Genomic DNA, 24,810 nt, shown 5'->3' on the forward strand with positions numbered 1-24,810 from the left:
TTATATATAGATCTATTGTAAACCGATAAAAAAAGCGGAAGTCCGGGGATATTTCCAAAAAGCATGCAAGAAGCGTCAAAAAAAAAGCCAACGACGACAGCCAGATCCACTGCAAAACCGTCTTCCAGGAATCAACTGGGCGCATGCGTCAACGAAAGAACCGCGCTCGTGATCACTCGACGTTGATTGCCAAACAAGGATCAGCGCATACGCAGCACGTCAAACGTGCCACTACAGCAAGAAAATCCGTGATTTTTGCTTGCCGGTGTGGATAAGTGCCTGCATATCCACAGGATGAGATGTGGGAAAAGTCGATCTTTGTCCACAGCTTAATTTTTATCCCAAACAAGTCCGGTCTCGATACAATGCTTGTGCGCCTACTTTTTTGAGCGCTAAGTCGATGATTTTTCGATGGTATACCGACTTATCCACAAAAAAATGGCCGTTTACTATTACTACTATTTTTATGTATACATCTTTATTTAAAACACAGAGACAAACCCGAACGGTGGAAAAGTCTCCGAAATAGCTGTTTTCACCGTGGTAAACCGTCTTGCAATCCAAAAACCTGTAAAAACAGCATGAATTCACATAAAAAAATGCGTTTAGGCATCATCAGTGCCTTGCACGAAGAACAGCAGGGGCTGGTAGAAGCCATGCAAGGCCCCCAGAGGCGTTCGCACGGCATGCGCGACTACACCCTGGGAACCCTGTGGAATATCGACGCTGTGTGCGTCCTGTCGCGTCTGGGCAAGGTTGCCGCTGCCATGACAGCTTCTATCCTTGTGGAAAAGTATGGAGTTACCCACATCGTCTTCACCGGCGTGGCCGGCAGTGGGGATAAACACGTGAAAGTGGGCGATATCGTGGTGGCCGAAGCATTGCTGCAGCACGATATGGATGCCCGGCCCTTGTTTCCCCGCTTCGAAGTGCCGCTGACGGGCTTGCAGCGTTTTGCCACGGATCTGGAACTGAGCACGCAACTGGCAGCTGCCGCGGAAGATTTTCTGCGTGACGATGTTTCCAGCGTGCTAAAGCCGGCCGATATCGTGGCATTTGGCTTGCAGCACGCACAAGTCCATCGCGGCTTGATCGCCAGCGGCGACCAGTTCATCAGCAGCGCCGCGCATGTAAACCAGCTGAAGGCGGATATCCCCGACTTGCTGGCCGTCGAAATGGAAGGCGCGGCCGTGGCGCAAGTGTGTTTTGAACTGGGCGTGCCGTTTACCGTCATGCGCACCATTTCCGACAACGCCAACGAAGAGGCGGCCGTCGACTTCATGCGTTTTGTGCAGACCGTTGCCTCGCCTTATGCGTTTGCCGTGATTCACAAGCTGTGCCAGCGCCTGGCTGGCTGAGTTTTTACGGAGCGTGCATAAAAAAAGGGCAGAACCAGCGGTTCTGCCCTTTTTACGTTCACTATCTGCTTAAATTTTAGACACTTAACATCATTAAACTCGCGTTACCGCCTGCCGCCGTCGTATTCACGCACAGCGCCCGCTCAGCGACCAGGCGCCACAGGGGGATGACACCCTCCTGCGTGGTGGCGATGGTGCTCACCAAGGCCCCTTCCCGAGCCGCCAGCAGCGGTTTGAGCTGGCCATCGAGACTCGGCTCGATCATGGCGATCTGGAAATCATGCTGGACCGCATCCAGGTTGCCGACGACCTGGATGCGGTCCTTCAGCGCCGCCGGCAGGTCGCCCGGAATCAGATCCGGCGCTTGCGCCAGCACCAGGGCCTGGTTACCGGTGGCCAAGACTGCTGCCAGCTGATTCATCAGCGTGCCGGAGGTGGCCGCCGCGCACAGAATCGTGCCGCGTGCGGCAAAGCTCAGGGTATTGCGCTCGCCAGTAGGGCCTGGCAGCACGGTGGTGCTGCCCAGCAAGGTCGTGCGCGCGTATTCCTGCGCCAACTGCTCGACCTTGTCGTGGCCATGCATCTTCGCCCACACGGTCAGCGCATCGAGCGCGGGCGGCGCCTGGCGCTGGTGCTGTGCGCCGGCCGGCGCATTGCGCTGCAGACGCTTCAGGTACAGGGGGCCGCCGGCTTTCGGTCCCGTGCCCGATTTGCCTTCGCCGCCGAACGGCTGCACGCCGACGACGGCGCCGACGATGTTGCGGTTTACATAAATATTGCCCACGTGCGCGCGCCTGGTGATGAAATCGATGGTTTCATCGATGCGCGTATGGATGCCCAGGGTCAAGCCGTAACCGCTGTCGTTGATCGATTGCACCAGTTGTGGCAGTTCGGACCGCTTGTAGCGGATCACGTGCAGCACGGGGCCGAAGACTTCGTGCGTCAATTGCGCCAGCGACTTGATTTCCAGTACGGTCGGAGCGACAAACGTGCCTTTGACGGTGGGTAAGTCGAGCGAATAGTGGTCGATGGCCACGGTTTTCATCTTGTTGATGTGCGCCAGCAGATTGCCTTGCGCTTCCGCATCGATGACGGGACCGATATCGGTCGCCAGGCGATCAGGATTGCCAACGCGCAATTCCTGCATCGCGCCTTTCAGCATGTGGATGGTCTTGTCGGCGATTTCCGTTTGCAGGAACAGCACGCGCAAGGCTGAGCAGCGCTGGCCGGCGCTGTCAAAGGCGGACGACATCACGTCTTGCACCACTTGCTCCGGCAAGGCCGACGAATCGACGATCAGGGCATTCTGGCCACCCGTTTCGGCGATCAGGGGAATATCGATGCCTTCGGCCACGGCACGCGCGGCCAGGTTGCGGTTGATCAATTGCGCCACTTCCGTCGAGCCCGTGAAAATCACGCCTTTCACGCGCGCGTCATTGCACAGGCCGGCGCCAACGATTTCGCCGCTGCCGGGAAAAAATTGCAGCGCACCGCGCGGCACGCCTGCCGCATGCAGCAATTGCACGGCGCGGTGGGCGATCAGCGGGGTCTGCTCGGCCGGCTTGGCCAGCACCACGTTACCGGCAGCCAGGGCGGCTGCCAACTGGCCCGTAAAGATCGCCAGCGGGAAGTTCCACGGGCTGATGCAGGTGACGGGACCGAGCGCCAGGGCGTTCGGCGCGTGTTCCACCTGCGCCGCGTAGTAGCGCAGGAAGTCGACGGCTTCGCGGATTTCCGCGATCGCATTCGGCAGGGACTTGCCCGCTTCGCGCACGGCCAGGGCCATCAGCTCGATGTGATGCTCTTCGAACAGGTCGGCCGCGCGCAGCAGCGCTTGTGCGCGGATCGACGGTTCCGTGGTTTGCCAGTCCATGGCGTAGGCGCTGGCGCTGGCCAGGGCCGTTTCCACATCGGCCGGACCGGCTTCCATGACTTTCCCCACGACATCGTCGTGCTGGGCCGGATTGTGCAACATGTGCGTGGGGCCATTCAGGCTGACGGCGCCATCGATCAGCGGCGCTGCCTGCCATTGCTGCTGCTGCGCCAGGCCGGTGGCCAAGGTGCGCAAGGTGTCTTCATTCGACAGGTCAAGGCCGGCCGAGTTCCTGCGCTCGCTGCCAAACATGTCCAGCGGCAACGGAATCGACGGGTGCGGCAAGCCGCCCTGCAGACGCGCCTGCTCGAGGGGATCGCGGATCAGGCTATCGATGGCCACGTTTTCGTCGACGATCTGGTTGACGAACGAGGAGTTGGCGCCGTTTTCCAGCAGGCGGCGCACCAGATAGGCCAGCAGGGTTTCATGCGAGCCGACGGGCGCGTAGATGCGGCATGGCTTGTCCAGGTTGTCGGCGCCGACGACCTGGTCGTACAGGGTTTCGCCCATGCCGTGCAGGCACTGGAACTCGTAGTCGGTAATGCCATCGCGTTTTGCCCAGGTATAGATGGTCGACAGGGTTTGCGCGTTGTGCGTGGCAAATTGTGGATAGATCAGGCTGTTGGCAGCCAGCAGTTTTTGTGCGCACACGAGGTAGGAAACGTCCGTGTAGACCTTGCGCGTGTAGACGGGATAGCCTTCCTGGCCATCGACTTGCGCGCGTTTGACTTCCGCATCCCAATACGCGCCCTTGACCAGGCGGACCATGAACTTGCGGCCGCTGCGGCGCGCCAGGTCGATCAGGAAATCGATGGCGAAGGGGCAGCGCTTTTGATACGCCTGCACCACGTAGCCGATGCCCTCGAAACCGGCCAAATCTGTATCAAAAGCCAATGCTTCCATCAGGTCGAGCGACAGTTCCAAACGGTCCGTTTCTTCCGCATCGATGTTGAAGCCGATGTTGTACTGTTTTGCCAGCAACAGTAGTGCTTTGACTTTCGGCAACAATTCTTCCATGACGCGGGCGCGCTGGGCGCGGCTGTAGCGCGCGTGCAGGGCCGACAGTTTCACGGAAATACCGGGGCCGTTGCGGATGCCGCGCCCGTTCGACGCCTTGCCGATGGCATGGATCGCCGTTTCGTACGAGGCGTAATAGTTGGCGGCGTCCTGTTGCGTCAGGGCCGCCTCTCCCAGCATGTCGTACGAGTAACGGTAGCCGCGCGTTTCATTCTCGCGGCTGTTTTTCAAGGCTTCCTCGATGGTCTGGCCCGTCACGAACTGGTTGCCCAGCATGCGCATGGCCAGGTCGACGCCCTTGCGTATCAGCGGTTCGCCGCCCTTGGCGATGAGCTTGCTCATGGCCGAACCGAGACCCGATTCGCTGCTGGTACTGACCAGTTTTCCCGTAATCAGCAAGCCCCAGGTGGCGGCATTGACGAACAGCGATGGCGATTCGCCCAGATGCTTCTTCCAGTCGCCCTTGCTGATTTTGTCGGCGATCAGGCGATCAGCCGTTTGACTGTCGGGTATACGCAACAGCGCTTCAGCCAGACACATTAATGCAACACCCTCTTCCGACGATAGCGAGAACTCGTGCATCAGTGCATCGACGCCGGACGCGCGTGTGCGTTTGTGGCGCACGTTCGAGACCAGGCGGTGCGCCAGCGCTTGTCCCTCGGCCGTCGTTTCGGTGCTGCTGGCGCGGACTTGTTGCAACAGCCACTGCACGGCGGAAACCTCGTCGCGCCTATAGGCGGCGGTGATGGCGGCGCGTTGGGGTGTCGCTTCGGGCAGGATTTCTGCCTGGAACGCGGCAAAAGGAATCGGGGTAAAAGCCGAGGGGCCTGCAGGGTGCATAAATACTCTTTACAAGGAAATGGGGACGAAAACTGACGTAATTCTTGCTCTTTTTTGGTGCAAAAAAATACAGAAAGTCGGACGTTAAGATGATTCGATTGTAAAGGGGATTCTTATGGATTAATTCTGGTAATACAGGGGACTAGCAATAGATAGTTTTTGATGCGACAATTTAACCAAATAATATTAATTTGGGGGTGATGGTAATGCTGGACAAGATCAGTAAGAAAATCTTGATGGAATTGCAGAGCGATGGACGCATCAGCAATGTGGAGCTGGCCGCGCGCGTGAACCTGTCGCCTGCCGCCTGCCTGGAGCGCGTGCGCAAGTTGCACGAATCCGGTTACATCATGGGCTATACGGCCCAGTTGAACCCGCAGCTGCTCGATGTGTCGCTGCTGGTGTTCATCGAAGTGGTGCTCGATCGCACGACGCCGGAAGTGTTCGACGCCTTCAAGCATAGCGTACAAATCATTCCAGAGGTACTGGAATGTCATATGGTGGCTGGCGGCTTCGATTACCTGGTCAAGGCGCGCGTCAAGGACATGGCGGCCTACCGCGAATTCCTGGGCAAGACCTTGTTGCAAAAAGGTGTGCGGGAAACCCACACTTATGCCGTCATGGAAGAGGTCAAAAACACCACCAAATTGCCAATTAAGTGACCTCGGTGTAGCCAGCCCACTTTTCTGATTGAGCTATCGGAACAATTGTTGTAGGGTAGAACTACACATTGCTATCCGGTAGCCGCCTGAAACGCCGCGCAGACGTTACGTTCAGGGTGCAAGGTGGGCAATCGTGCCCACCCGCATACGGTTACAGCACGTCCCCGCGGGGACGTGACGGGTTCGCGCAGCGGGGGACAAATGAAGCAGTTGCAGCACCAGCTGGTGCGTTTCCTTGTATTCACGATCCTGGCCATGGCCGTGGCCTGTTGCCTGGCCTATCTGCTGCTGCTATCGGGCGGCGAACATCCGTATCTGATTGCCTGCGTGGCCGCCGCCATTGGCGCCGCGCTGCTGGCGTTCGCCGGCCGCCCACGCGGTGAGCCGGGCTTGCACCAGTTCGCCGACACGGTGGGCAACGCCATCGACGCCATCATGATCGGCGCGGCGGAAACCTCGTATTTTGTCGATTCCGTCAAACAGAAGGTGGAACTCGATGTGCGCACGGCCAGCGACATCGCCGACAGTTCCGCACAAAATGCCGTGATGACGGAAAAGATCGCCGCCAATGCGGAACGGGCCGCCAAGGTGGCCGCCGGCGTGCGCGTGGAAAGCGTGGCGGCGCGCGCCGAAGTGGATCAGGGCTTGCGCCGCATCAATAACGCACGCGAGGAAGCGCAAGGTGCCTCCAGCACCATGTTGAGCTTGCAGGACAAATCCAAACGCATCACCGGCTTTACGGAAGCCATTTCCGATATTTCCGCGCGCACCAACTTGCTGGCGCTGAACGCCGCTATCGAGGCGGCGCGCGCCGGCGAACACGGACGCGGTTTTGCCGTGGTGGCCGGTGAAGTGCGGCAATTGGCGCAGCGCACCAAGGAAGCCTCCGATGAAATCAGCGTGATGGTGCGCGAAATCAATGAACAGTCGGAAAAAGCGGCACGCGGCATGAGTTCGTTGGCGGCGGGTGTCACGGAAGCGGCGCGCAATGTGGAAAGCGTGCATGCCTCGCTCAGCCATATCGAGGAATCGTCGGGCGTGTCGGAAGACGCGATCGGGCAAATCGCCCGCGCCTCGCGCGAACACGTCGATACCACGCAGCTGATCGCCGACGCCATCCTGCAAATCCGCGACAGCATGCTGTCGACGAATGCCGAATTGCCGCGCGCCACGCAGTCGGCCATGGCACTGGCCGAGCGGGCCGAAGTGATCGCCAGCGCCCTGGGCGAATCGAGCGTGGCCACGCCGCACGACGAAATCCGTGCAGCGGCCCAGCACGCGGCGCGCGAGGTGGGCAAATTGTTCGAACAAGCCGTCGCTTCGGGGCGCATCACGCGTGAAGCCCTGTTCGACCGCCACTACCGTCCCATCCCGAACACCAATCCGCCCAAGCACAACACGAAATTCGATGCGTTTACGGACAAGGTGCTGCCGGAGCTGCAGGAAGGCGTGCTGGCCGCCCTGCCCCACCTGGCGTATGCGGGCGCGGTCGACAACAATGGATACTTTCCAACGCACAACAAGAAATTCTCGCAGCCGTTGACGGGCGATTACGCTACCGATATCGTGAATAACCGCACCAAGCGCATCTTCAGCGACCGCACTGGCAAACGCTGCGGCAGCAATACCAAGCCGTTCCTGTTACAGACGTACAAGCGCGACACGGGCGAAGTCATGCACGATTTATCCGTGCCCATCCACGTCGATGGCAAGCACTGGGGCGGTTTCCGTATCGGTTATCGCTCCAGTAACCACGCATAAAAAAACGCCTGATGTCTCATCAGGCGTTTTTTCTTGAGTCGGCTACGGTTACTCTATATGCGGCTTGGGCGCCACGCCGCCGCCGGCCGCCGTGGCCGTGCGCAGGGTGGGCGTGTTCATGCTTTCCAGATGATTGCGCAGCCATTTGTGGGCGGGGCTGCGCGCGTCGCGTTCGTGCCACAGCATGTCCAGGTGGACGGCCGGCAGAGTCAGCGGCAAATCCTTGTACAGCAGGGACTCCGTCATGCCCGTCGAGGCGATCAGGTGGCGCGGCAAGACGGTGATCAGGTCGGAATTGGCCACCACGCGCCCGGCCGTGAAGAACTGGTTGACCGTCAACAAGATGCGCCGTTCGCGGTGGATCTGCGACAGTGCCTCGTCGATCAAGCCATGCGCGCGGCCCGAAAAGCTCACCAACAAATGGTTCGCCGCGCAATAGTTATCCAAGGTCAATTCCTTGTCGGCCAGCGGATGGCCGCGCCGCATCACGCACACATACTTGCCGGAATACAGGCGCTCATGGCGGATGGGCGAGCCCGTTTCGCTTGACAATTGCGCCGCCACGCCGGGGAAGAAGCCCACGGCCAGGTCGATATCGCCGCGCAGCAACATCGGTCGCGGTTCGCGCGTGGTCAGCGGCATCATGCGCACGTTGACGCCCGGTGCTTCGCGTTCGATCGAGCGCATCAAGGAAGGCAGCCAGAAGGCGGCGGTCGCATCGGCCATGGCCATGCGGAAGGTGGCATGCGTCTTCGACACGTCGAAGGTTTCCGGCGTGACGGCCGCTTCCAGGCTGGCCAGGGCCGAGCGCACGGATGGCCATAGCGCTTCGGCACGGGGCGTGGGTTTCACGCCATACGCCGTGCGGATCAGCAATTCGTCACCGAGGCTCTCGCGCAGGCGTTTGATGGCGTTCGATACCGCCGGCTGCGTCATCGCCAGGTGGCCGGCTGCGCGCGTCAGGTTTTGTTCCGTCATGACGGCGTCGAAAACACGCAGCAAGTTCAGATCCAGCGTCAGAAAACTCATGGAAAGCCCAAGATAAAAGTTGAATTGATTACTACAGAGTGTAAACCGCGCCGGGCACGAATATTTTCACTCGTCAAAAAATATTACAGTTTTCCATTCACGATTCATATAATTGGTATCAAGAAATGGAATTAGATTTATATGTTGCACTGCACTATAGTACTGGCAAATTCTATAATGCACTGGAACAGTATGTCTACCTTCGCCTCCGCCCTGTACGCAGTATCCGCACCCGTGCTGGAGATTTCCCTGCTGAACGCCCTGCAACTCGTGCTGGTGATCGTGGCCGTGGGCGCATTCGCCCTGCTGTTCAAGCCTTTGCTGGTGGGCATCGCCCGCGCCATGGTGCTGTTGGTGCGTCCCAAGCTGAGCCGCGAAGAGCGTTTGGCGCGCCAGCAGATGCGCGAAGCGCAAGCTTTGCAACGCACCCTGGGCAAGATGGATGGCGTGTCGCCCAGCAATGCCGCCGAGTTGCGCGCCCTGTCGACGCGCGCCTGAGCAATACACTGTTGCAGATGACAAGCCGGCGTGAGCCGGCTTTTTTTACGCCGGCCGCCAGCCGATTACGCCACGTCGCCCAGCAAATGTGCGCGCAACAAGGTGTCGGCCGGATGGGCGCCGATCCAGATTTTCAGCAGCGCATTGTAAAAGGCCAGGTCCGGCACCGTGTCGCCTACCTGCTTGCCGTTCAGTTTGCACAACGTCCCCTCTTCCGGCAGCCAGTCCACGGTCAGGATATCGCCCTTTTTCAGGCCGGGCACCATGGCGAACATGGCGCCGAACTGCATCGTCTGGCTCAGCAGGCGCGTGCGGTCGGCCTGGTCGGAACTGCGCTTCAAGCCTTGCATGAAGGCTAGACCCAGCTCGTCGGAAGTGATGTCGCGCAACATGACGATTTCCAGACGGCGCGGCCCGGGCAGGGGCAGGATGTCGGCCAGCTGGGTTTTCTTTTCCGGCAGGTACAGTGCAATCGTATAAATCTTGAAGATGACTTTGTAGCGCACGCCGGCGCCGTTGAGCTTGAGTTCGCGGCTGGCCAGCTGCACCGTGTCGTCCAGCTTGACGCCGCCCACTTCGACGGCCAGCGCTGCTTGTGCCAGGCCGGCGCACAGGCAGGCGGCGACCAGGGAGCGGCCCAAACGGGATGTGCTGCTATGCATCTTCTACCTCCGTGGAAACCATGTGCTGTGGATAAGTCTGCACACAGTGTAGAACAGTTGGTAAAAGAGGGCCGCGCGGGCGGTGGTGAGGGGGACGACGGCCGCTTAGGCCTTGGCTGCCGGCAGTTCCGCTTGCAGCCGTTCGTACTTTGCCATCAATTGCTCCGGGCTTTCGCGCCAGGCGGGATTGAAGGGGATGCAGCTGACGGGGCACACTTGCTGGCATTGCGGCTCGTCAAAGTGCCCCACGCATTCGGTGCACTTGTTGGGATCGATTTCGTAGATTTCCGCACCCATGTAGATCGCGTCATTCGGGCACTCGGGCTCGCAAATGTCGCAATTGATGCATTCGTCGGTGATCAGTAACGCCATGATTTCACTCTTACTTATTGCGATGATGCAGCGTTGGCGGCAATCTTGTTTTGCAGCCAGCGGTTCACCGAGGGGAACACAAACTTGGAGACGTCGCCGCCCAGGGCCGCGATTTCGCGCACGATGGTGCCCGAAATGAACTGGTACTGGTCGGAGGGCGTCAGGAACATGGTTTCGACATCGGGCAGCAGGTAGCGGTTCATGCCCGCCATCTGGAATTCGTATTCGAAGTCGGAAACGGCGCGCAAGCCGCGCACGATGACGCGCGCTTCATGCTTGCGCACGAAATCCTTGAGCAAGCCGGAAAAGCTTTCCACTTGCACGTTCGGATAGTGACCGAGCACTTCGTTGGCGATTTCCAGTCGTTCGTCGAGCGAGAAAAACGGTTGCTTGTTCTTGCTGTCGGCCACACCGACGATCAGCTTGTCAAACAGACCCGATGCGCGGCGCACCAAATCTTCATGACCGCGCGTGAGCGGATCGAATGTTCCTGGATAAACGGCTACAACCATTGCGGCTCCCTGATGATGCACCAATATAGACGCGCATTATGCCTGAAATTGGTGCTGCGCCTTGGGCCAGGGAGCCTTTTTGCCTTATTTATAGGCAGATTCAGGCAGTTGACGGCACTTTGTTGTAAGTTAGCAAATGATAATAAACGGTGCCCGCCTTGTCGGCACGGATGACTTCCCACGGCGCCATCCACTCGGGCTTTTCCAGTGCGTTGCTCTCGTCGAAGACCAGCGGCAAGCCCGATTCCGCGTAGACCATGCCGCCTTCCTTGAGCAGGTTGGCGCACAAGGGCAACACTTTGGCGAGGAAATCCTGCTGGTAGGGCGGATCGAGGAAGATCAGGTCGAAACGCTGGCCGCGCGAAGCCAGGCCTTGCGCCGTCAGCAGGGCGTCGCCGCGCAGCAGTTGGACATTATCGGCGCGCAATTTCGTCTTGTTTTCTTCCAACTGGCGGATCACGGGCGTGTGCGTATCGACCATGGTGACGGCCGCAGCGCCGCGGCTGGCCGCCTCGAAGCCCAGTGCGCCGCTGCCGGCGAACAGGTCCAGCACCTGGGCGTTGGCCCAGTCGCCATCGCGCAAGTGATTGATCCAGTTGAACACGGTTTCGCGCACGCGGTCCGGTGTCGGGCGCAAACCCAGTGCCTGTAAAACAGGCAGCACGGAGCGCTTCCATTGGCCGCCGATGATGCGTACCTGGTTCGGTGGCGGCGCGTGGTGGACGGGGACTTTGGCGGGTTTTTTAATTTTCTTTTGCATGGGCATTTAGAACACCTAACAAAACCTACTGCGCGTCGCGATTTGCGGCCTGCGATGCTCACTGACTCGGCGTCCCCGTGCATTTGCACAGCTGCGCTTCTTAGCCACAACTTACTGCCGCTCGCTACGGTTTTGTTAGGCGTTCCATTTCTTCAATTTGGTGGCGGCCACTATAGCATATGGCCCCACCTCCCCTGCTGGCGCTGCCTGTCTATTTGGGCGCGCTGGCCAGGGAATTGAAATCGTCGATCCAGCCCTGCATGCGCTTGATGGCGTGGGCTTTTTGCGCCGGCGTGGCGATCTTGATGACCGTTAAGACCATTTGCGCCGTGCTCGCTTCGTAGCTTTCAAAAAAAGCCTTGCGCTCCGAGTGTTCCAGGCGCTCGAAACTGTCCTTGATCAGGGTCGTGACCAAGGCCGTGGCCGCTTCCTTGCCGAGCTTTTCTTGGTGGACTTTCTTGACCAGATTCAACACATTCTGCTGGCGCCGCATGCGTTCGTCGAGCCAGATGTCATTGTTCAGCGGACGCGCGTCGGACGCCTTGCGAATGATGGCTTCCTGCTCGCTGCTGAAGCTGCCGAACCACAGTTCGAATTGTTCCATGGCCTTCTTGTAGCGCAGTTTCTGGCGCTTCTCCTGGTCGCCGCTCAGGTATTTCTTGCGATAATCCTCATTGTTTGACTTGAACTTCTTTTCCATCTGCGCAATTTGCTCGGGCTTGAGCGAGCGCGCCAGGTCGGCCAGTTCGGGCGCCGCCTTCAGCAGCAGTGCCTGGGTACGCTGCTTGATCTCGCTGTAATCCGTCATCAAGTCCGCCTGCGTGATATTGCCTTGCAGCTGCTTCTGGCCCGTGCGCAGGATTTCCACGTAATCCTTCAATTGCGTCTTGCGGTGCCAGTCGAACATCTTGTCGATGTCGTCGCGTACCCAGCCCTTCTGGTCGCGGTCCAGGTCGACATACGCGTTCAGCCACCAATACAGCACGGTATCGCCGTTGTTGTAGGCCAGGCGCAAGCCGCTGCAACCGGCCATGACGACCAGCATGATGGCCAGCACGGCATAAGTAAAGCGGTTGGAGATGGGGGCCTGCGTGTTAAACTTTTTCATATTCTTAACTTATAAAAGACGGTCTATGAACGTTGTCATTCTCGCTGCCGGTATGGGCAAACGCATGCAGTCGGCACTGCCCAAGGTATTGCACCCGTTGGCAGGCAAGCCGCTGTTGTCGCACGTCATCGACACGGCGCGCGGCCTGGCGCCGTCCCGATTATGCGTGATTTACGGGCATGGGGGCGCAGCGGTGCTGAAGTTGCTCGACGGCTACAACGCCAGCCATGCCGTGCAGATCGACGCCGCTGAGCAGGCGCAGCAGCTGGGTACCGGTCATGCCGTGCAGCAAGCGCTGTCTTTGCTGGACGATACGGTGCCGACCCTGATCCTGTACGGCGACGTGCCGCTGACCAGCGCCGCCTCCCTGCAGCAGCTGGTGCAGGCGGCCGGCCAGGACAAGCTGGCCATCTTGACGGTGGAACAGGATGATCCGTTTGGCCTGGGCCGCATCGTGCGCGAGAACGGCGCCATCGTGCGCATCGTCGAGGAAAAAGACGCGACGCCGTCTGAGCGCGCCATCCGCGAAATCAACAGCGGCATCATGGTCGCGCCCACCGTGCAGCTCAAGCAGTGGCTGTCGGCCTTGTCGAATGACAATGCGCAAGGGGAATACTATCTGACCGATATCGTCGCGCAAGCCGTCGCCGATGGCGTGACCGTCACCTCGGCCCACCCGGCTGCCGTGTGGGAAGTGGCGGGCGTCAACAGCAAGGTGCAACTGGCCCAGCTGGAACGCATCCACCAGAACAATATCGCGCAAGCGCTGCTCGAGCGTGGCGTGACCCTGTTTGATCCGGCCCGCATCGACGTGCGCGGCGAACTCATTTGTGGCCGCGATGTCACCATCGACGTCGGCTGCGTATTTGAAGGCCGCGTGGAACTGGGCGATGGCGTGCGCGTGGGCGCCCACAACGTCATCATCAATGCCAGCGTGGCGGCCGGTGCGCACATCAAGCCGTTTTGCCATATCGAGGATGCCGTTGTCGGCGCCGCTTCCATCATCGGCCCGTATGCGCGCCTGCGTCCCGGCACCGTGCTGGCGGAAGACGTGCATATCGGCAATTTCGTCGAAGTGAAAAACAGCCAGGTCGCCGCGCACAGCAAGGCCAACCACCTGGCCTACATCGGTGACGCCACCATCGGCTCCAGGGTTAACATCGGCGCCGGCACCATCACCTGCAATTACGATGGCGTCAACAAGTTCCGCACGGTGATTGAAGACGACGCTTTTATCGGCAGCGACAGCCAGCTGATCGCGCCCGTTACCGTCGGCAAGGGCGCTACCCTGGGTGCCGGCACGACCTTGTCGAAAGATGCGCCGGCAGGCAAGCTGACGGTCTCGCGCGCGCGGCAAGTGACCATCGACGGCTGGATGCGTCCTGTGAAGATCAAGAAGTAAGCGTAAGGTCCACTTTTGCACACAGGCAGGCCTTGCGGCCTGCCTTTTTTGTTTGTGGATAACTATGTGGGTAAGCTGCTGCATAAGTGGCGGATAAGCATATGTGCAAGCCCTTGCATAAGCTGTTGGCAAGTTTGTATAAATCGCCTGGCATGCGCCTGTCGCTTCCTTTTCCCTCGCTTGCCGCTGGCTGTCAACGCTGCAGCGACGTTTACCACTGCATTGTGGATAAGTCTGTGCGTAAGCCTGCGGATAAGCGCTGGATAGCCTGGGTGTAAGTGGGGATAACTGTCTTTCTGCTGCTGCATCCCCTGGTGTTGCTGTGGGTAAGCCTGTGGAAAAGCCTTGCGCAAGCGGTGGATAGTTGGTGGGTAAGTATTGCATTGAATCAAATGACAGCCGGAAGACGGCCTCCGGCTGTTATTGGCGCATCAGAAGTGGCGATTGAGCTCGATCCACAGGCGGGCCGAACTGCGTGAGGCGATCAGGGCGGGCGTGCTGCCGAAGGGCTTGGCGACATAGGCGCGGGCATTCCATTGCTGCCCGCCTGCCCAGTTCACGCCCAGCCCGGCGCCGTGCAGGCGCGCGCTGTTCGGGCCGGCCGACCAGCGCTGCTGGTTCACCGTCACGCGCGCGCTGTCGATGAAGGCCACGGCTTGCCATTGTCCCGTGTCGCTGGCGCTGAGTTCATGTCGCCACTCCGCGCTGCCAAAATAACCGAGGTCGCCAGCAGCCACGCCCACGTCATAGGCGCGCACCGTGTACGGGCCCCCCACGCTCATCTTTTCGGACGAATCGAGGTTGCCGTCCGCCCACTGCCCGGCGAGCGCCAGATACACGGCGTTGCGCTGATCCAGGTTTTGCAGGCGCGACAGGTTGACGTTCCATTTCGCGTACGTGCCATGGCTGCGTGCGCTGAAGGCATCGTTCAGGCGTGCCAGCGGGTCGCTGATGTCGAGCTTGCCAGCGGTGGCGGCCACGCTCCAGTTGGTGATGGCGCCAGCCAGGGCGGCATCGCGCACGTCGCCGCCGAGGGTGGCGCTCAAGTTATCCAGGCGGCGGTCGCTGCGCATGGCGCTGGCATCGATGCGGTCGCGCAGATGGACCTGGTCGTATTGCAACTGGACAGACATATTCGCATCGCGGCTGCGCAGCAACGGATGACGCAACCAGCCACTGGCGACCTGGGCCGTTCCGTGCGCTTGCAGCGGACGCATGGCGCCTTCCAGGCGGTAGCGCAGGGCGGACATGCTCACCCCGGCGCGCGTGCCTGCGCCGTTCAGCAGCAGGTCATAGCCGAGACGGGCGTAGTACATGCCCTTGCCCGAGCTGAGCACGCTGGCGCTGGCCACGTCGGCCTGGTGCAGCGGGTTGTACAGGTATAGCGTGGCGCCGGCGCGGGCGCGGCCCGTGTAACGGTTGCCATTGTTATCGAGGAAAGCATTGCCTGCCACGCCAGGGCCGGACCAGGCATCGACCAGCAGATCGGAGCTGCCAACTTCGGCGCCCGGCTTGAGCGTGGCCGTGATGGCGACATTCGGCATGTCGGACAGCAGCAGCAAGCTGCGGTCGAGCTCCGCCTGGCTGATGGTCTGGCCCGTTTGCAGCGGCGCCAGGGTGGCGTTCAGCAAGGTATCGCTGACGTCGCTCTGGTTGGCGATGCCCACCTGGCCATAGCGCGCTTCGAGTACCTCGATGCGCACGATGCCCTGGCGGATGGTCTGGGCGGGCACGATGGCGCGCGCCAGCGGATAGCCGTTGATCCGGTAGTAGCTGGTGATGCGGGCGGCCAGTTCGCCCAGCTGCTCCAGCGACAGGGTCGTGCCGTGGGCGCTGGCGACGAGCGCCTGCAAGGTGGCCGTATCGAATGCGCTGTTGCCGGCGATATCGATGCGCGTGACGAGAAATGGCGCGCTGGCGGGCAGCGGCGCGCCCTCTTTCTGTTCGATGCGCAGCGCTGGCGCATTGGCGGGCGCATTGGCGGGCGTAGCCGGCTGCAACTGGCGCAGGATGGCACCCGCATCGGGCACGGCCGGGTTGGTTTGGGCGGCGGCGCATGGCGCGAAGGCCAGCAGCAGCAGGGACAGCAACGGTTGTTGCATCAGGTGTCGCGGAATCGATGAATAAGTCATGGTGTTATTGATTTACGTTGAGCATGTTGGCGGGCAGCTTGACGCCGCCCAGGACCACTTGCAGGGCCGGGCCGCGGCTGCCGATCTGCATGGTGGTGTTTGGCAAGGCAGTGCCGGCAGGGGCATCGGTCTGCGTGACGGTGATGGTGGGCGCGGCAGCCAGCGTGCCGGGACGCGTGTCGGCAAAACTGCCCAGCACTTGCGCCTGCAGTTGCACCACGGCTGCCTGGGCCGGCGGCGGCAGGCTGGCCGACGTCAAGGTCAGGGCGCCGGCATTGCCTTCGGCTTGCACGAAGGCATAGTCGGCCGAGGCCAGGCCGCTACCGGTGATGGCGTAGTTGCCGGCAGGACTGCTGGCCGTGGCCGGGCTGGTCCAGGCCAGGGTGCCGCTGGTGGCATCCGCCAGGGTGTCGCTGCCCAGCAGACCGCTGACCTTGCCGCGCAAGCCATCGGGCGCGCGACCACCCGTCAGGCTGGCAGCGTTTGCCGTCAACAACAGGCTGGCCTTGGCGATGTCGGCCGTGATGTTGCCAGGTTGCACGAGGACATAGTTGGCCGCGTCCGTGCCTTGCAAGGTGTAGCCGTCGACGATGACGGTTTTAGCGCTGCCGGCATGCTTGTCGGCAAAGTGGGCGCTGCCGCCGGCAATGCGCACTTCATCGTTGCCCAGCGCCAGCACGCTGGCCGTGCCCGTCAGGGTGGCGGCGGTGGTGGCGTCATAGATTTTGCTTGCCGCGCCCACGCCGCTCACGGTGATGCTGGCCTTGCTGATATCGGCCGTGACCTTGCCCGGTTGCACAAGGACATAGTTGCCCGCATCCGCGCCTTGCAAGGCAAAGCCGTCGACGATGACGGTCTTGCCGCTGCCGGCGTTCTTGTCGGCAAAGGATGCATTGCCGCCTGTGACGCGCAGTGCATCGTTGCCCAGCGCCAGTACGCTGGCCGTGCCCGTCAGGGTGGCGGCGGTGGTGGCGTCATAGATTTTGCTTGCCGCGCCCACGCCGCTCACGGTGATGCTGGCTTGGCTGATATCGGCCGTGACCTTGCCCGGTTGCACAAGTACATAGTTGCCCGCGTCCGTGCCCTGCAAGGCAAAGCCGTCGACGATGACGTTTTTGCCGTTGCCGGCGTTCTTGTCGGCAAAGGATGCATTGCCGCCCGTCACGCCGAGCTGGTCGTCGCCCAGCGCCAGCACCGTGGCCGTGCCCGTCAGGGTGGCGCCGGTGGTGGCGTCATAGACTTTATTGGCCGCGCCCACGCCGGCCACTGCCACGCTGGCCTTGCTGATATTGGCCGTGACGTTGTTCGGCTGCACCAGTACATAGTTGCCCGCATCCGCGCCCTGCAAGGTAAAGCCGTCGACGATGACGGTTTTGCCGTTGCCGGCGTTCTTGTCGGCAAAGGATGCATTGCCGCCCGTCACGCCGAGCTGGTCGTCGCCCAGCGCCCGCACCGTGGCCGTGCCCGTCAGGGTGGCGCCGGTTGTCGCGTCATACACCTTGTTCGCCGCGCCCACGCCGGCCACTGCCACGCTGGCCTTGCTGATATTGGCCGTGACCTTGTTCGGCTGCACCAGCACATAGTTGCCCGCATCCGCGCCCTGCAAGGCAAAGCCGTCGAGGATGACGGTCTTGCCGCTGCCGGCGTTCTTGTCGGCAAAGGATGCGCTGCCGCCCGTCACGCCGAGCCGGTCGTTGCCCAGCGCCTGCACGGTGGCCGTGCCCGTCAGGCTGGCGTTGCGCGTGGCGTCATACACTTTATTGGCCACGCCCACGCCTGCCACGGAGATGCTGGCCTTGCTGATGTCGGCCGTGACGTTGCTTGGCTGCACCAGCACGTAGTTGTCCGCATCTGCGCCCTGCAAGGTAAAGCCGTCGACGATGACGGTTTTGCCGTTGCCGGCGTTCTTGTCGGCAAAGGATGCATTGCCGCCCGTCACGCCGAGCTGGTCGTCGCCCAGCGCCCGCACCGTGGCCGTGCCCGTCAGGGTGGCGCCGGTTGTCGCGTCGTACACCTTGTTCGCCGCGCCCACGCCGGCCACTGCCACGCTGGCCTTGCTGATATTGGCCGTGACCTTGTTCGGCTGCACCAGTACATAGTTGCCCGCATCCGCGCCCTGCAAGGCAAAGCCGTCGAGGATGACGGTTTTACTGCTGCCGGCGTTCTTGTCGGCAAAGAATGCGCTGCCGCCCGTCACGCCGAGCCGGTCATCGCCCAGTGCCTGCACGGTGGCCGTGCCCGTCAGGCTGGCGTTGCGCGTGGCGTCATACACTTTATTGGCCACGCCCACGCCTGCCACGGAGATGCTGGCCTTGCTGATGTCGGCCGTGACATTGCCTGGCTGCACCAGCAAGTAGTTGTCCGCATCTGCGCCCTGCAAGGCAAAGCCGTCGACGATGACGGTCTTGGCGCTGCCGGTGTTCTTGTCGGCAAAATGCGCAGTGCCGCCTGTCAGCTTGAGTTGGTCGTTGCCCAGCGCCAGCACCTTGGCCGCGCCCGTCAGGGTGGCATTGCTCGTGGCGTCATACACTTTATTGGCCACGCCTGCATCCTGCACATTCAGCGTGGCCTGGGTGATGGTGGCGCGGTGCTGGCCACCTTCCAGCGTGTAATTGTCTGCCAGGCCACCCTGGCCGTCCGACAACATCAGGCTACCGTTGTTGATGCGCTTGTTTGTACCGGCGTTCTTGTTGTCGAGGCTGCCATTCCCGGACAGGATCAGACTTTCACCGTTGACCAGCCCGTGCATGCTCAACTGGCCGGCAGCCATGCTGGTGCTGGCGTCATAGTTGCGCATGCCGTCGAGCGTGATGACGGCCCGGTTGATTGTCAGTGCCCCTGCCACCAGATCGATGTCATACCCTTGCTGACCGGAATACACATAACTGTCGATGGCGTTATAGCTGCCGGCGTCGCGCATGGCGCCATACGGGCCATTGCTGCTGTAGAGGATCTTTCCGGATTCGGCGGCACCGGCCAGCGAATAGCGGGCATTGACCAAGCCGCCCGAGTAGTTCCTGCCGTCGTAGGTCTTGCTGGCGGCATCGGCGTCGATGGTCAGTGCCGTCAGGAAGCTGCGCAGCAGCGGCGTGGTCTGGCCTGCATAGATGCGCCAGACGGCATGGCTGCCACCGCTGGTCGCCATGTCCCAGCCTTCGAAGCTCGATGGCGAACGCAGCTCTGCGTCGCTCAGGCCCCGCACATGGTCCAGCGTGCCGGCATTGTCGCCGATGCCGGCTGTTCCTGACGAGTTCTTCCAGTAACTGTTGCGCACCGCGCCGGCATTGCTGCCGATCAGGCTGCCGATGCTGGCAAAGCCATGCACGGTGCCAGTGGCGTAGCTGTTGCTGACGCTATCGGTAGCGAAGACGTTAGAGCCGAGCAAACCGCCTACATTGCCCTCGCCGCTGGCGCTGCCCATGGCGTAGCTGTTCGAGATGGTGCCCCCCGAGTTGAAGCCAACCAAGCCTCCCACGGTGTCCTTGCGCGCCGTGACATTGCCGCTGGCGTAGCTGCCATCGACCATGGCGACGGCACTGCTATCGCCCAGGTTGCCGCCGACCAGGCCGCCGACACTGCGCGTGCCGCTGACATCGCCGGTGGCATAGCTGCCCACGATGCGGCCGCTAAAGTTTTGCCCGACCAGGCCACCGATGTTATTGTCGCCAGTCACCGTGGTGCTGGCGTAGCTGTTGCTGACCAGGCCGGCGCTGAATCCGACCAGGGCGCCAACGGCGAACTTGCCATTGACGCTACCGCCCAGCAGGCCGATATTGCTGACAAACGCGCTGTGGTCCGCGAAACCGATCAGACCCACGTAATTGGCGCTTGGCCGGTCGATGTTCAGGCCGCTGATGGTATAGCCGCGGCCATCCAGGCTGCCTGTGAAGGTATGGCTGTTGTTTCCGATGGGCATGAAACCGGCAGCCGTCCAGACATCCTTGCCAGTCGCCGTGCCGGCTGCGTTGATGTTGCCGCCCAGCACATATGCTGCGCCCGGCGCCATGGCCATTAACTGCAGCTGGTGGGCATTCTGGAGGGTGGTTGCATATTCGGATGCCAGCATCGGATACATGGCACCCGCCGCGCCACCCGCATTGTTCAACTCGCCATAGGCGCTGACCAGCACCCAGTTGTTGCCCGGTGCGCCAGGCGTGGTGGTGAAGTTAAAGCCCGTAAAGTTGCTGGCCGTGCGCATCTGCGCGTCGGTCAGCCCGGTGCCGCCCTTGGAGGTCGTCTGGCCCGTACCGTCGATGGACCAGAAACTGTTGATGATTTTTTGCGGCGTGCTGTTATTGCCGATCAAACCGCCGAAGTTGCTGGCGCCGTCGGCGATGAGCAGGCGCCCCGTTGCGTAGCTGGTATTGACCGCTCCCGAGTTGTTGCCAACCAGGCCGCCAATGTCGGTCTTGCCCGCCACGCTGCCGGTAGCATAGCTGTTGCTGATCGTTCCAAGGTTGATGCCGGCCAGGCCACCGCTCTGGGTATTGCTGCTGACGGCGCCCGAGGCGTAGCTGTTGACGATGGTGCCACTGTTGCGCGCCACCAGGCCACCACTGATGAAGCCGTCGCTGGTGACATCGAGTGCCGCATAGCTATTCCTGATCGTGCCCTTGTTGTCGCCGACCAGGCCGCCGGCGTAATAGTGGGTCTTGATGTGGCCACCAATCAAGCCCACGTTCTGGATCAGGGCATCCTTGGTGGTCATGGCAAACAAGCCGCTGCCTTCGTTGTAACCGGACATCATGCTGAGCTGACTGATGGAATGGCCCAGGCCGTCGAAGATGCCGCTAAAGCTCGTATTCCTGCCCAGCGACATGAAGCCCGCGTCCCACCATACGGGATTCCACTCAGCCGAGGCGGTGGCCGAGGCGTCGATGTCGGCACCGAGCACAAAATTGCCGTTCGGCTTGCCGTTGATGCCTTGCAAGTCGGTCCCCGTGACACTGCGGTAAGCGCCCAGCTGGGTAATGACCGTATAGTCGGTGCGCACGCCGTCGTAGCCCTGCTTGGTACTGAAATTCTGCCCGGCGGGCAAACTCACCTGCGCGCCGTTGCCTAGTTGATACACCGCCGTGTTGCCGGCGGCGGCGGCGCCTTGGCCGTATTCCAGCGCCAGGCTGGCCGTGCCGGAGGCCTGCAGCGTAGCGTTGATATTGACGTTGCGCTGGGCGTTCAAGGTCAGCTTGTTGGCCGACCACTTGACGCTGTCGTTGATGTTGACGTCGCCGCCAGTGCCGCCCATGCCATTCGTGCTTTGGACCAGAATATCGTTGTAATGCAGCATGACCGACAGGGTACCGCCGTTGAGATCACCACCGGTGGCGGCGATGGTGAAGTCGACCGGGTCGATCAGCCAGGTGCCAGTGCGGCCCAGCGGAGCGGCCGTGCTGATGTGGACGTTGTCGTCGATCTTCACGTGGGCGGCGCTCGTTTCAATGAAGCCGCCATTGCCGCCCGCAGGCGCGCTGGCGTCCAGGGTACCGGCCACGCGGGTGGTGCCGGCGCGCATGCCGCCCAGCAGTACGATGCTGCCATCGTGCTGTTCCACGCTGCGCGCTTCGATGACGCCGGTGTTGTTGACGACGCTGGCCAGCAGGGAGTCGCGGGCGCCCGCGCTCATCAGCACCTGGCCACCATCGGCGCGGATCAGGCCGCCGTTCTCGGCCAGATTGTTCAGGGTGCTTTGGTCGATCTGCAATTGCAGCAGGCGCGCGCCGTCAAAGCTCAGGGTGGCGGCGCTGCCGGCGCCCAGGGCAACCGTGCCCAGGCGGGCCGAAATGCTGCCCTGATTGCTGACCTGCCGGCCCAGCAGGGCAATATAGCCGCCATCGTTTGCGCGCAGCGTGCCTTCATTGACGACCTGGCCCGTGCCATTGCCGCCGAATGCGTGCCTTGAACCGCCCAGGCTGGAATTGTCGACGTCGAGCGTGGTCGCCACCAGGCCGCCCACATTGACTTGCGCGCCGCGGCCGAACAGCACGCCGTTCGGATTGATCAGGTACACCTGGCCGTTCGCATTGACGCGCCCCAAGATCTGCGTGCCGTTGCTGTCGAAGATGCGGTTGACGGCCAGCGCGCTGGCCGAGGGCTGGACGAAGTTGACGGTTTCATTGGCACCCACGTTGAAACCGCTCCAGTTCAGCGCCGCCTGCTGGCTCGATTGCCGGATGGTGGTGCTGTTGCCCTGCTGGCGGATGCTGGCCGTGCCTGCCACCACCTGCCCGCCCGTGGGAGCGGCCAGCGCCGGGCCTCCCAGCGCCAGCGCCGTCATGGCCGCCGCCGCCGCGGCCAGTTTGCGGCCGCCGCCCTTGCCGCGCCCGCGCGAGGTTTCCGCAACGGCGACCCAGGCGTTCAGGACGTGGCTCCAGACGAGACGGTATACGTGATTCAATGATCCATGACGATGCATATGGTCGATCCTTGTTGATTTGAAAAAGAATGCCCGGGCGCCAGGCTGGCGCGGGCAGAAACGGAATGAAAATCGCTCAGGAATGCGGCCGGGGACAGGCGTGGCCGATGCTGCGGATGAAGAATGAACGGCGATGCATGTTTTCCCTGTGCTGTATGTGGTGGCGCCGATGGCCGACAGGAAAAGCGCGCTTCCCCAAAGTCATTTTTTGTTGCTTTTTTAAACACTGTCGTTATAAAAAGCTACAAAAATTTCTGGTGGGAAATATAGCAGAATGGAAGAATTTGAAGTTGAGCAAACCTGAGCGATTCCCGACTGATTTAGTCGGGAATGCCGGCGGCAATCAGGCGGGCAGGCGCAAGGCGAAGCTGATGGTGCCGTTGTTGCCGGCGCTATCGAGGGTGACCTGGCCGCCATGCAATTCGGCGATGCGCTGTACCAGGTACAGGCCCAGTCCGGCACCAGGCTTGTGCTGGGCGATGCGGCCGCGGAAGTATTTCTGGAACAGGCGCGGGATTTCATCGGCGGGCAGGGGCTCGCCCGCATTGCTGACGACGATCTGCACGCGGCCGTCATCGAGCGTGGTGGCCTGCACGCGTATCGCCTGGGCTTGCGGCGCATGCCGGTCAGCATTGCTGAGCAGGTTGCGCAGGGCCACGCGCAGCAGGCTGGCATCGACCTCGACGCTGCCGGGCAGCGCCTGCACGCTGGCATCGATGCGGCCATCGGGCCATTCGGCCAGCACGGCGTGCAGCAGGGCGCGCAAATCGCATGCCTGGGGACGGAACGTCGCCGCGCTCGTTTCCATGCGGTCGGCGCTCAGGTATTCATCCACCAGCGCCGTCATGCGGCCGCTCGCTTCGCGCAAGTTCTGGCAGCGCTGCAAGGTCTTTTCCCACGGCGCCTCTGTGTTGCGGGCAATTTGCTGGGCCGTGGTATTGATGATGGCCAGCGGCGTGTGGAATTCATGCGACACCATGGCAACGAAATCCTGCTGTTCCTCGCGTGTGCGGGTTTCCACTTCTAGGGCGGCACGCAATTCGCCTTCGAGCGCGGCGCGCCGGCCGATTTCCTGTTGCAGCGCCAGCGTGCGCCGCGCCACCTGCTCTTCCAGGCGTTCGTTGAGTGCGCGCACGGCACGCACCGCCTCGGCCTGTGCCTTGTCCTTGGCGCGGCGCAATTCCGCATAGCGGCGGTTGAGGCGCAGGCTCATCAGCATCATGTGGACAAAGGCGCCCAGGGTGGCTGCATGGTTGGTCCAGAAATTTGGCGGCAACACGGCCATATTGCGCAGGAAACTGATGATGACGCCAGCGTAAAAGATGCCGAAAATGAACAGGAAGGCATGCGCCGGGCGATGGCCGCGCAGTGCCAGCCAGCTGGCCAGGCCGATGAACAGCACGATCAGCGGCAAGGCCGTCATTTGCACCACCAGCACGCCCGCGGCATAGTCGCCGCGCAGCACCAGCAGCGCCCCGAACAGGGCGGCGGCGGCCGTGATGCCCACTACCACGCGGCTGAAACGGGGATACAGGGCGGGCAGTTCCAATTGTAAAGTGGAAAAACGCGCGCCGACGGCAATCGACATGGCCATCGATACGCCCAGCATGGGATCGGACAGCCAGTTCGGCATGGCGAAAATTTGCTGGGGAATGGCGATCGTCAGCGCTTCCGTGGTGGCATTCGTCAGCACGTACAGCAGATACCAGCCGCTGTGGGCTTCGCGCGTCATGCGCCAGAAAAAGATATGGAACAGTATCAGCAGCAAATAACTGCCGAACTGCAAGCCGTAATACAGGTATTCGCGGCGCGAGGAAGCGTCGAAGCTGGCGCTGGGCAACAACGTCAGCTCCGTCGACATGGCTTTCTTGCTGTGCAGGCGCACCAGCCAGCGCTGCGGCTGATCCGGCTGCAACTGAACGGGAAACACCGCCTGGCGCGCATCGATAGGCCAGGCGTCGCGGCTCACGTCGGCGCCCGCCTCTTGCCGCAGCCAGTGTCCAGCCTGATCCTGGCGATACAGGCGCACGTCATCGAGCACGGCGTTGCTAAAGCGCAACACCCATTCATCGGGCGACCGCGCTGCGCGCGTCACCTCCAGGCGCAGCCAGATGGCGTCCTGCGTATAGCCGGCACTGACGGCGCCAGGCAGCGGGCGCCAGCCTGACGCGGCCAGCGCGGCTTCCGGATCCAGCCGTCCGGAAGTATCGCGCAGCATCTGCATGTGGCCGCTGGCCGACACGGGCTGTCCGCTGGCCGGCAGCGTCAGTGGCGCCAATACGGGCGCGGCACCCCCGGCCAGCGGCTGCAGGGTGGCGAACAACAGGACAATGGCAAACAGGATTTTCATGGCGCAGGAGCTTACCATGCGGGCCATGACGCCCCTGCGGCTTGCTTCCCGGCAGCATGACG

General features: G+C 61.6%; 15 protein-coding genes. 5 read left to right on the forward strand and 10 right to left on the reverse strand.

Annotated features, from left to right (window positions below):
* The first annotated feature begins 599 nt into the window (after window positions 1-599).
* The gene (locus tag ACQ4W0_RS22795) at window positions 600-1,358 is read left to right on the forward strand and encodes a 5'-methylthioadenosine/adenosylhomocysteine nucleosidase (protein WP_436578819.1); all 759 of its coding nucleotides are present in this window, start codon (window positions 600-602) and stop codon (window positions 1,356-1,358) included.
* Between the two features lie 76 nt (window positions 1,359-1,434).
* Here the strand turns inward: ACQ4W0_RS22795 and putA are convergent, their stop codons facing one another.
* The gene (gene putA / locus ACQ4W0_RS22800) at window positions 1,435-5,088 is read right to left on the reverse strand and encodes a trifunctional transcriptional regulator/proline dehydrogenase/L-glutamate gamma-semialdehyde dehydrogenase (RefSeq protein ID WP_436578820.1); all 3,654 of its coding nucleotides are present in this window, start codon (window positions 5,086-5,088) and stop codon (window positions 1,435-1,437) included.
* Window positions 5,089-5,294: 206 nt separating this feature from the next.
* On the opposite strand from putA, the gene ACQ4W0_RS22805 reads away from it, so the two are divergent.
* Both ACQ4W0_RS22805 and ACQ4W0_RS22810 read left to right on the forward strand, forming a co-directional pair.
* Entirely contained in the window at window positions 5,295-5,750 is a 456-nt protein-coding gene (locus tag ACQ4W0_RS22805) for an Lrp/AsnC ligand binding domain-containing protein (protein WP_010393827.1), read from the forward strand.
* Window positions 5,751-5,951: 201 nt separating this feature from the next.
* Window positions 5,952-7,511, forward strand: a complete 1,560-nt coding sequence (locus ACQ4W0_RS22810; RefSeq protein ID WP_436578821.1) for a methyl-accepting chemotaxis protein — start codon at window positions 5,952-5,954, stop codon at window positions 7,509-7,511.
* 48 nt (window positions 7,512-7,559) lie between these two features.
* Here the strand turns inward: ACQ4W0_RS22810 and ACQ4W0_RS22815 are convergent, their stop codons facing one another.
* Window positions 7,560-8,540 carry a LysR family transcriptional regulator gene (locus tag ACQ4W0_RS22815; protein ID WP_034752642.1) on the reverse strand — a complete coding sequence of 327 codons (981 nt, stop codon included), beginning with the start codon at window positions 8,538-8,540 and terminating at the stop codon, window positions 7,560-7,562.
* A 192-nt stretch (window positions 8,541-8,732) separates the two neighbouring features.
* Between ACQ4W0_RS22815 and ACQ4W0_RS22820 the strand changes: the two genes are divergently transcribed.
* Window positions 8,733-9,038, forward strand: coding sequence for a hypothetical protein (locus ACQ4W0_RS22820; protein WP_436578822.1), 306 nt, complete (start codon window positions 8,733-8,735; stop codon window positions 9,036-9,038).
* Between the two features lie 65 nt (window positions 9,039-9,103).
* Here ACQ4W0_RS22820 and ACQ4W0_RS22825 read toward each other — a convergent pair whose 3' ends face one another.
* The 5 genes from ACQ4W0_RS22825 to ACQ4W0_RS22845 all read right to left on the reverse strand — a co-directional run bounded on the left by ACQ4W0_RS22825 (window position 9,104) and on the right by ACQ4W0_RS22845 (window position 12,452).
* Window positions 9,104-9,700 carry a chalcone isomerase family protein gene (locus ACQ4W0_RS22825; protein WP_436578823.1) on the reverse strand — a complete coding sequence of 199 codons (597 nt, stop codon included), beginning with the start codon at window positions 9,698-9,700 and terminating at the stop codon, window positions 9,104-9,106.
* 105 nt (window positions 9,701-9,805) lie between these two features.
* Window positions 9,806-10,072, reverse strand: coding sequence for a YfhL family 4Fe-4S dicluster ferredoxin (locus ACQ4W0_RS22830; RefSeq protein ID WP_077398358.1), 267 nt, complete (start codon window positions 10,070-10,072; stop codon window positions 9,806-9,808).
* A gap of 14 nt (window positions 10,073-10,086) precedes the next feature.
* The gene (coaD, locus tag ACQ4W0_RS22835; RefSeq protein WP_034752633.1) at window positions 10,087-10,584 is read right to left on the reverse strand and encodes a pantetheine-phosphate adenylyltransferase; all 498 of its coding nucleotides are present in this window, start codon (window positions 10,582-10,584) and stop codon (window positions 10,087-10,089) included.
* Between the two features lie 100 nt (window positions 10,585-10,684).
* Window positions 10,685-11,344 (reverse strand): 16S rRNA (guanine(966)-N(2))-methyltransferase RsmD, encoded by a 660-nt coding sequence (rsmD, locus tag ACQ4W0_RS22840; protein WP_436578824.1) that lies wholly within the window; start codon window positions 11,342-11,344, stop codon window positions 10,685-10,687.
* 211 nt (window positions 11,345-11,555) lie between these two features.
* Complete coding sequence (locus tag ACQ4W0_RS22845) at window positions 11,556-12,452, reverse strand: DUF6279 family lipoprotein (protein WP_436578825.1); 897 nt, start codon at window positions 12,450-12,452, stop codon at window positions 11,556-11,558.
* Window positions 12,453-12,477: 25 nt separating this feature from the next.
* Here ACQ4W0_RS22845 and glmU point away from each other — a divergent pair, with 25 nt between their 5' ends.
* Entirely contained in the window at window positions 12,478-13,854 is a 1,377-nt protein-coding gene (gene glmU, locus ACQ4W0_RS22850) for a bifunctional UDP-N-acetylglucosamine diphosphorylase/glucosamine-1-phosphate N-acetyltransferase GlmU (RefSeq protein ID WP_436578826.1), read from the forward strand.
* Between the two features lie 431 nt (window positions 13,855-14,285).
* Here the strand turns inward: glmU and ACQ4W0_RS22855 are convergent, their stop codons facing one another.
* The 3 genes from ACQ4W0_RS22855 to ACQ4W0_RS22865 all read right to left on the reverse strand — a co-directional run bounded on the left by ACQ4W0_RS22855 (window position 14,286) and on the right by ACQ4W0_RS22865 (window position 24,775).
* Window positions 14,286-15,956, reverse strand: a complete 1,671-nt coding sequence (locus ACQ4W0_RS22855) for a ShlB/FhaC/HecB family hemolysin secretion/activation protein (protein ID WP_436578827.1) — start codon at window positions 15,954-15,956, stop codon at window positions 14,286-14,288.
* Between the two features lie 34 nt (window positions 15,957-15,990).
* Entirely contained in the window at window positions 15,991-22,398 is a 6,408-nt protein-coding gene (locus tag ACQ4W0_RS22860; protein ID WP_436578828.1) for a YDG domain-containing protein, read from the reverse strand.
* Between the two features lie 343 nt (window positions 22,399-22,741).
* On the reverse strand, window positions 22,742-24,775 hold the full coding sequence (locus ACQ4W0_RS22865) for a sensor histidine kinase (RefSeq protein WP_436578829.1): 2,034 nt from the start codon (window positions 24,773-24,775) through the stop codon (window positions 22,742-22,744).
* Window positions 24,776-24,810 lie beyond the last annotated feature (35 nt).

Source organism: Janthinobacterium breve (assembly GCF_051380895.1).
GTDB lineage: Bacteria > Pseudomonadota > Gammaproteobacteria > Burkholderiales > Burkholderiaceae_D > Janthinobacterium.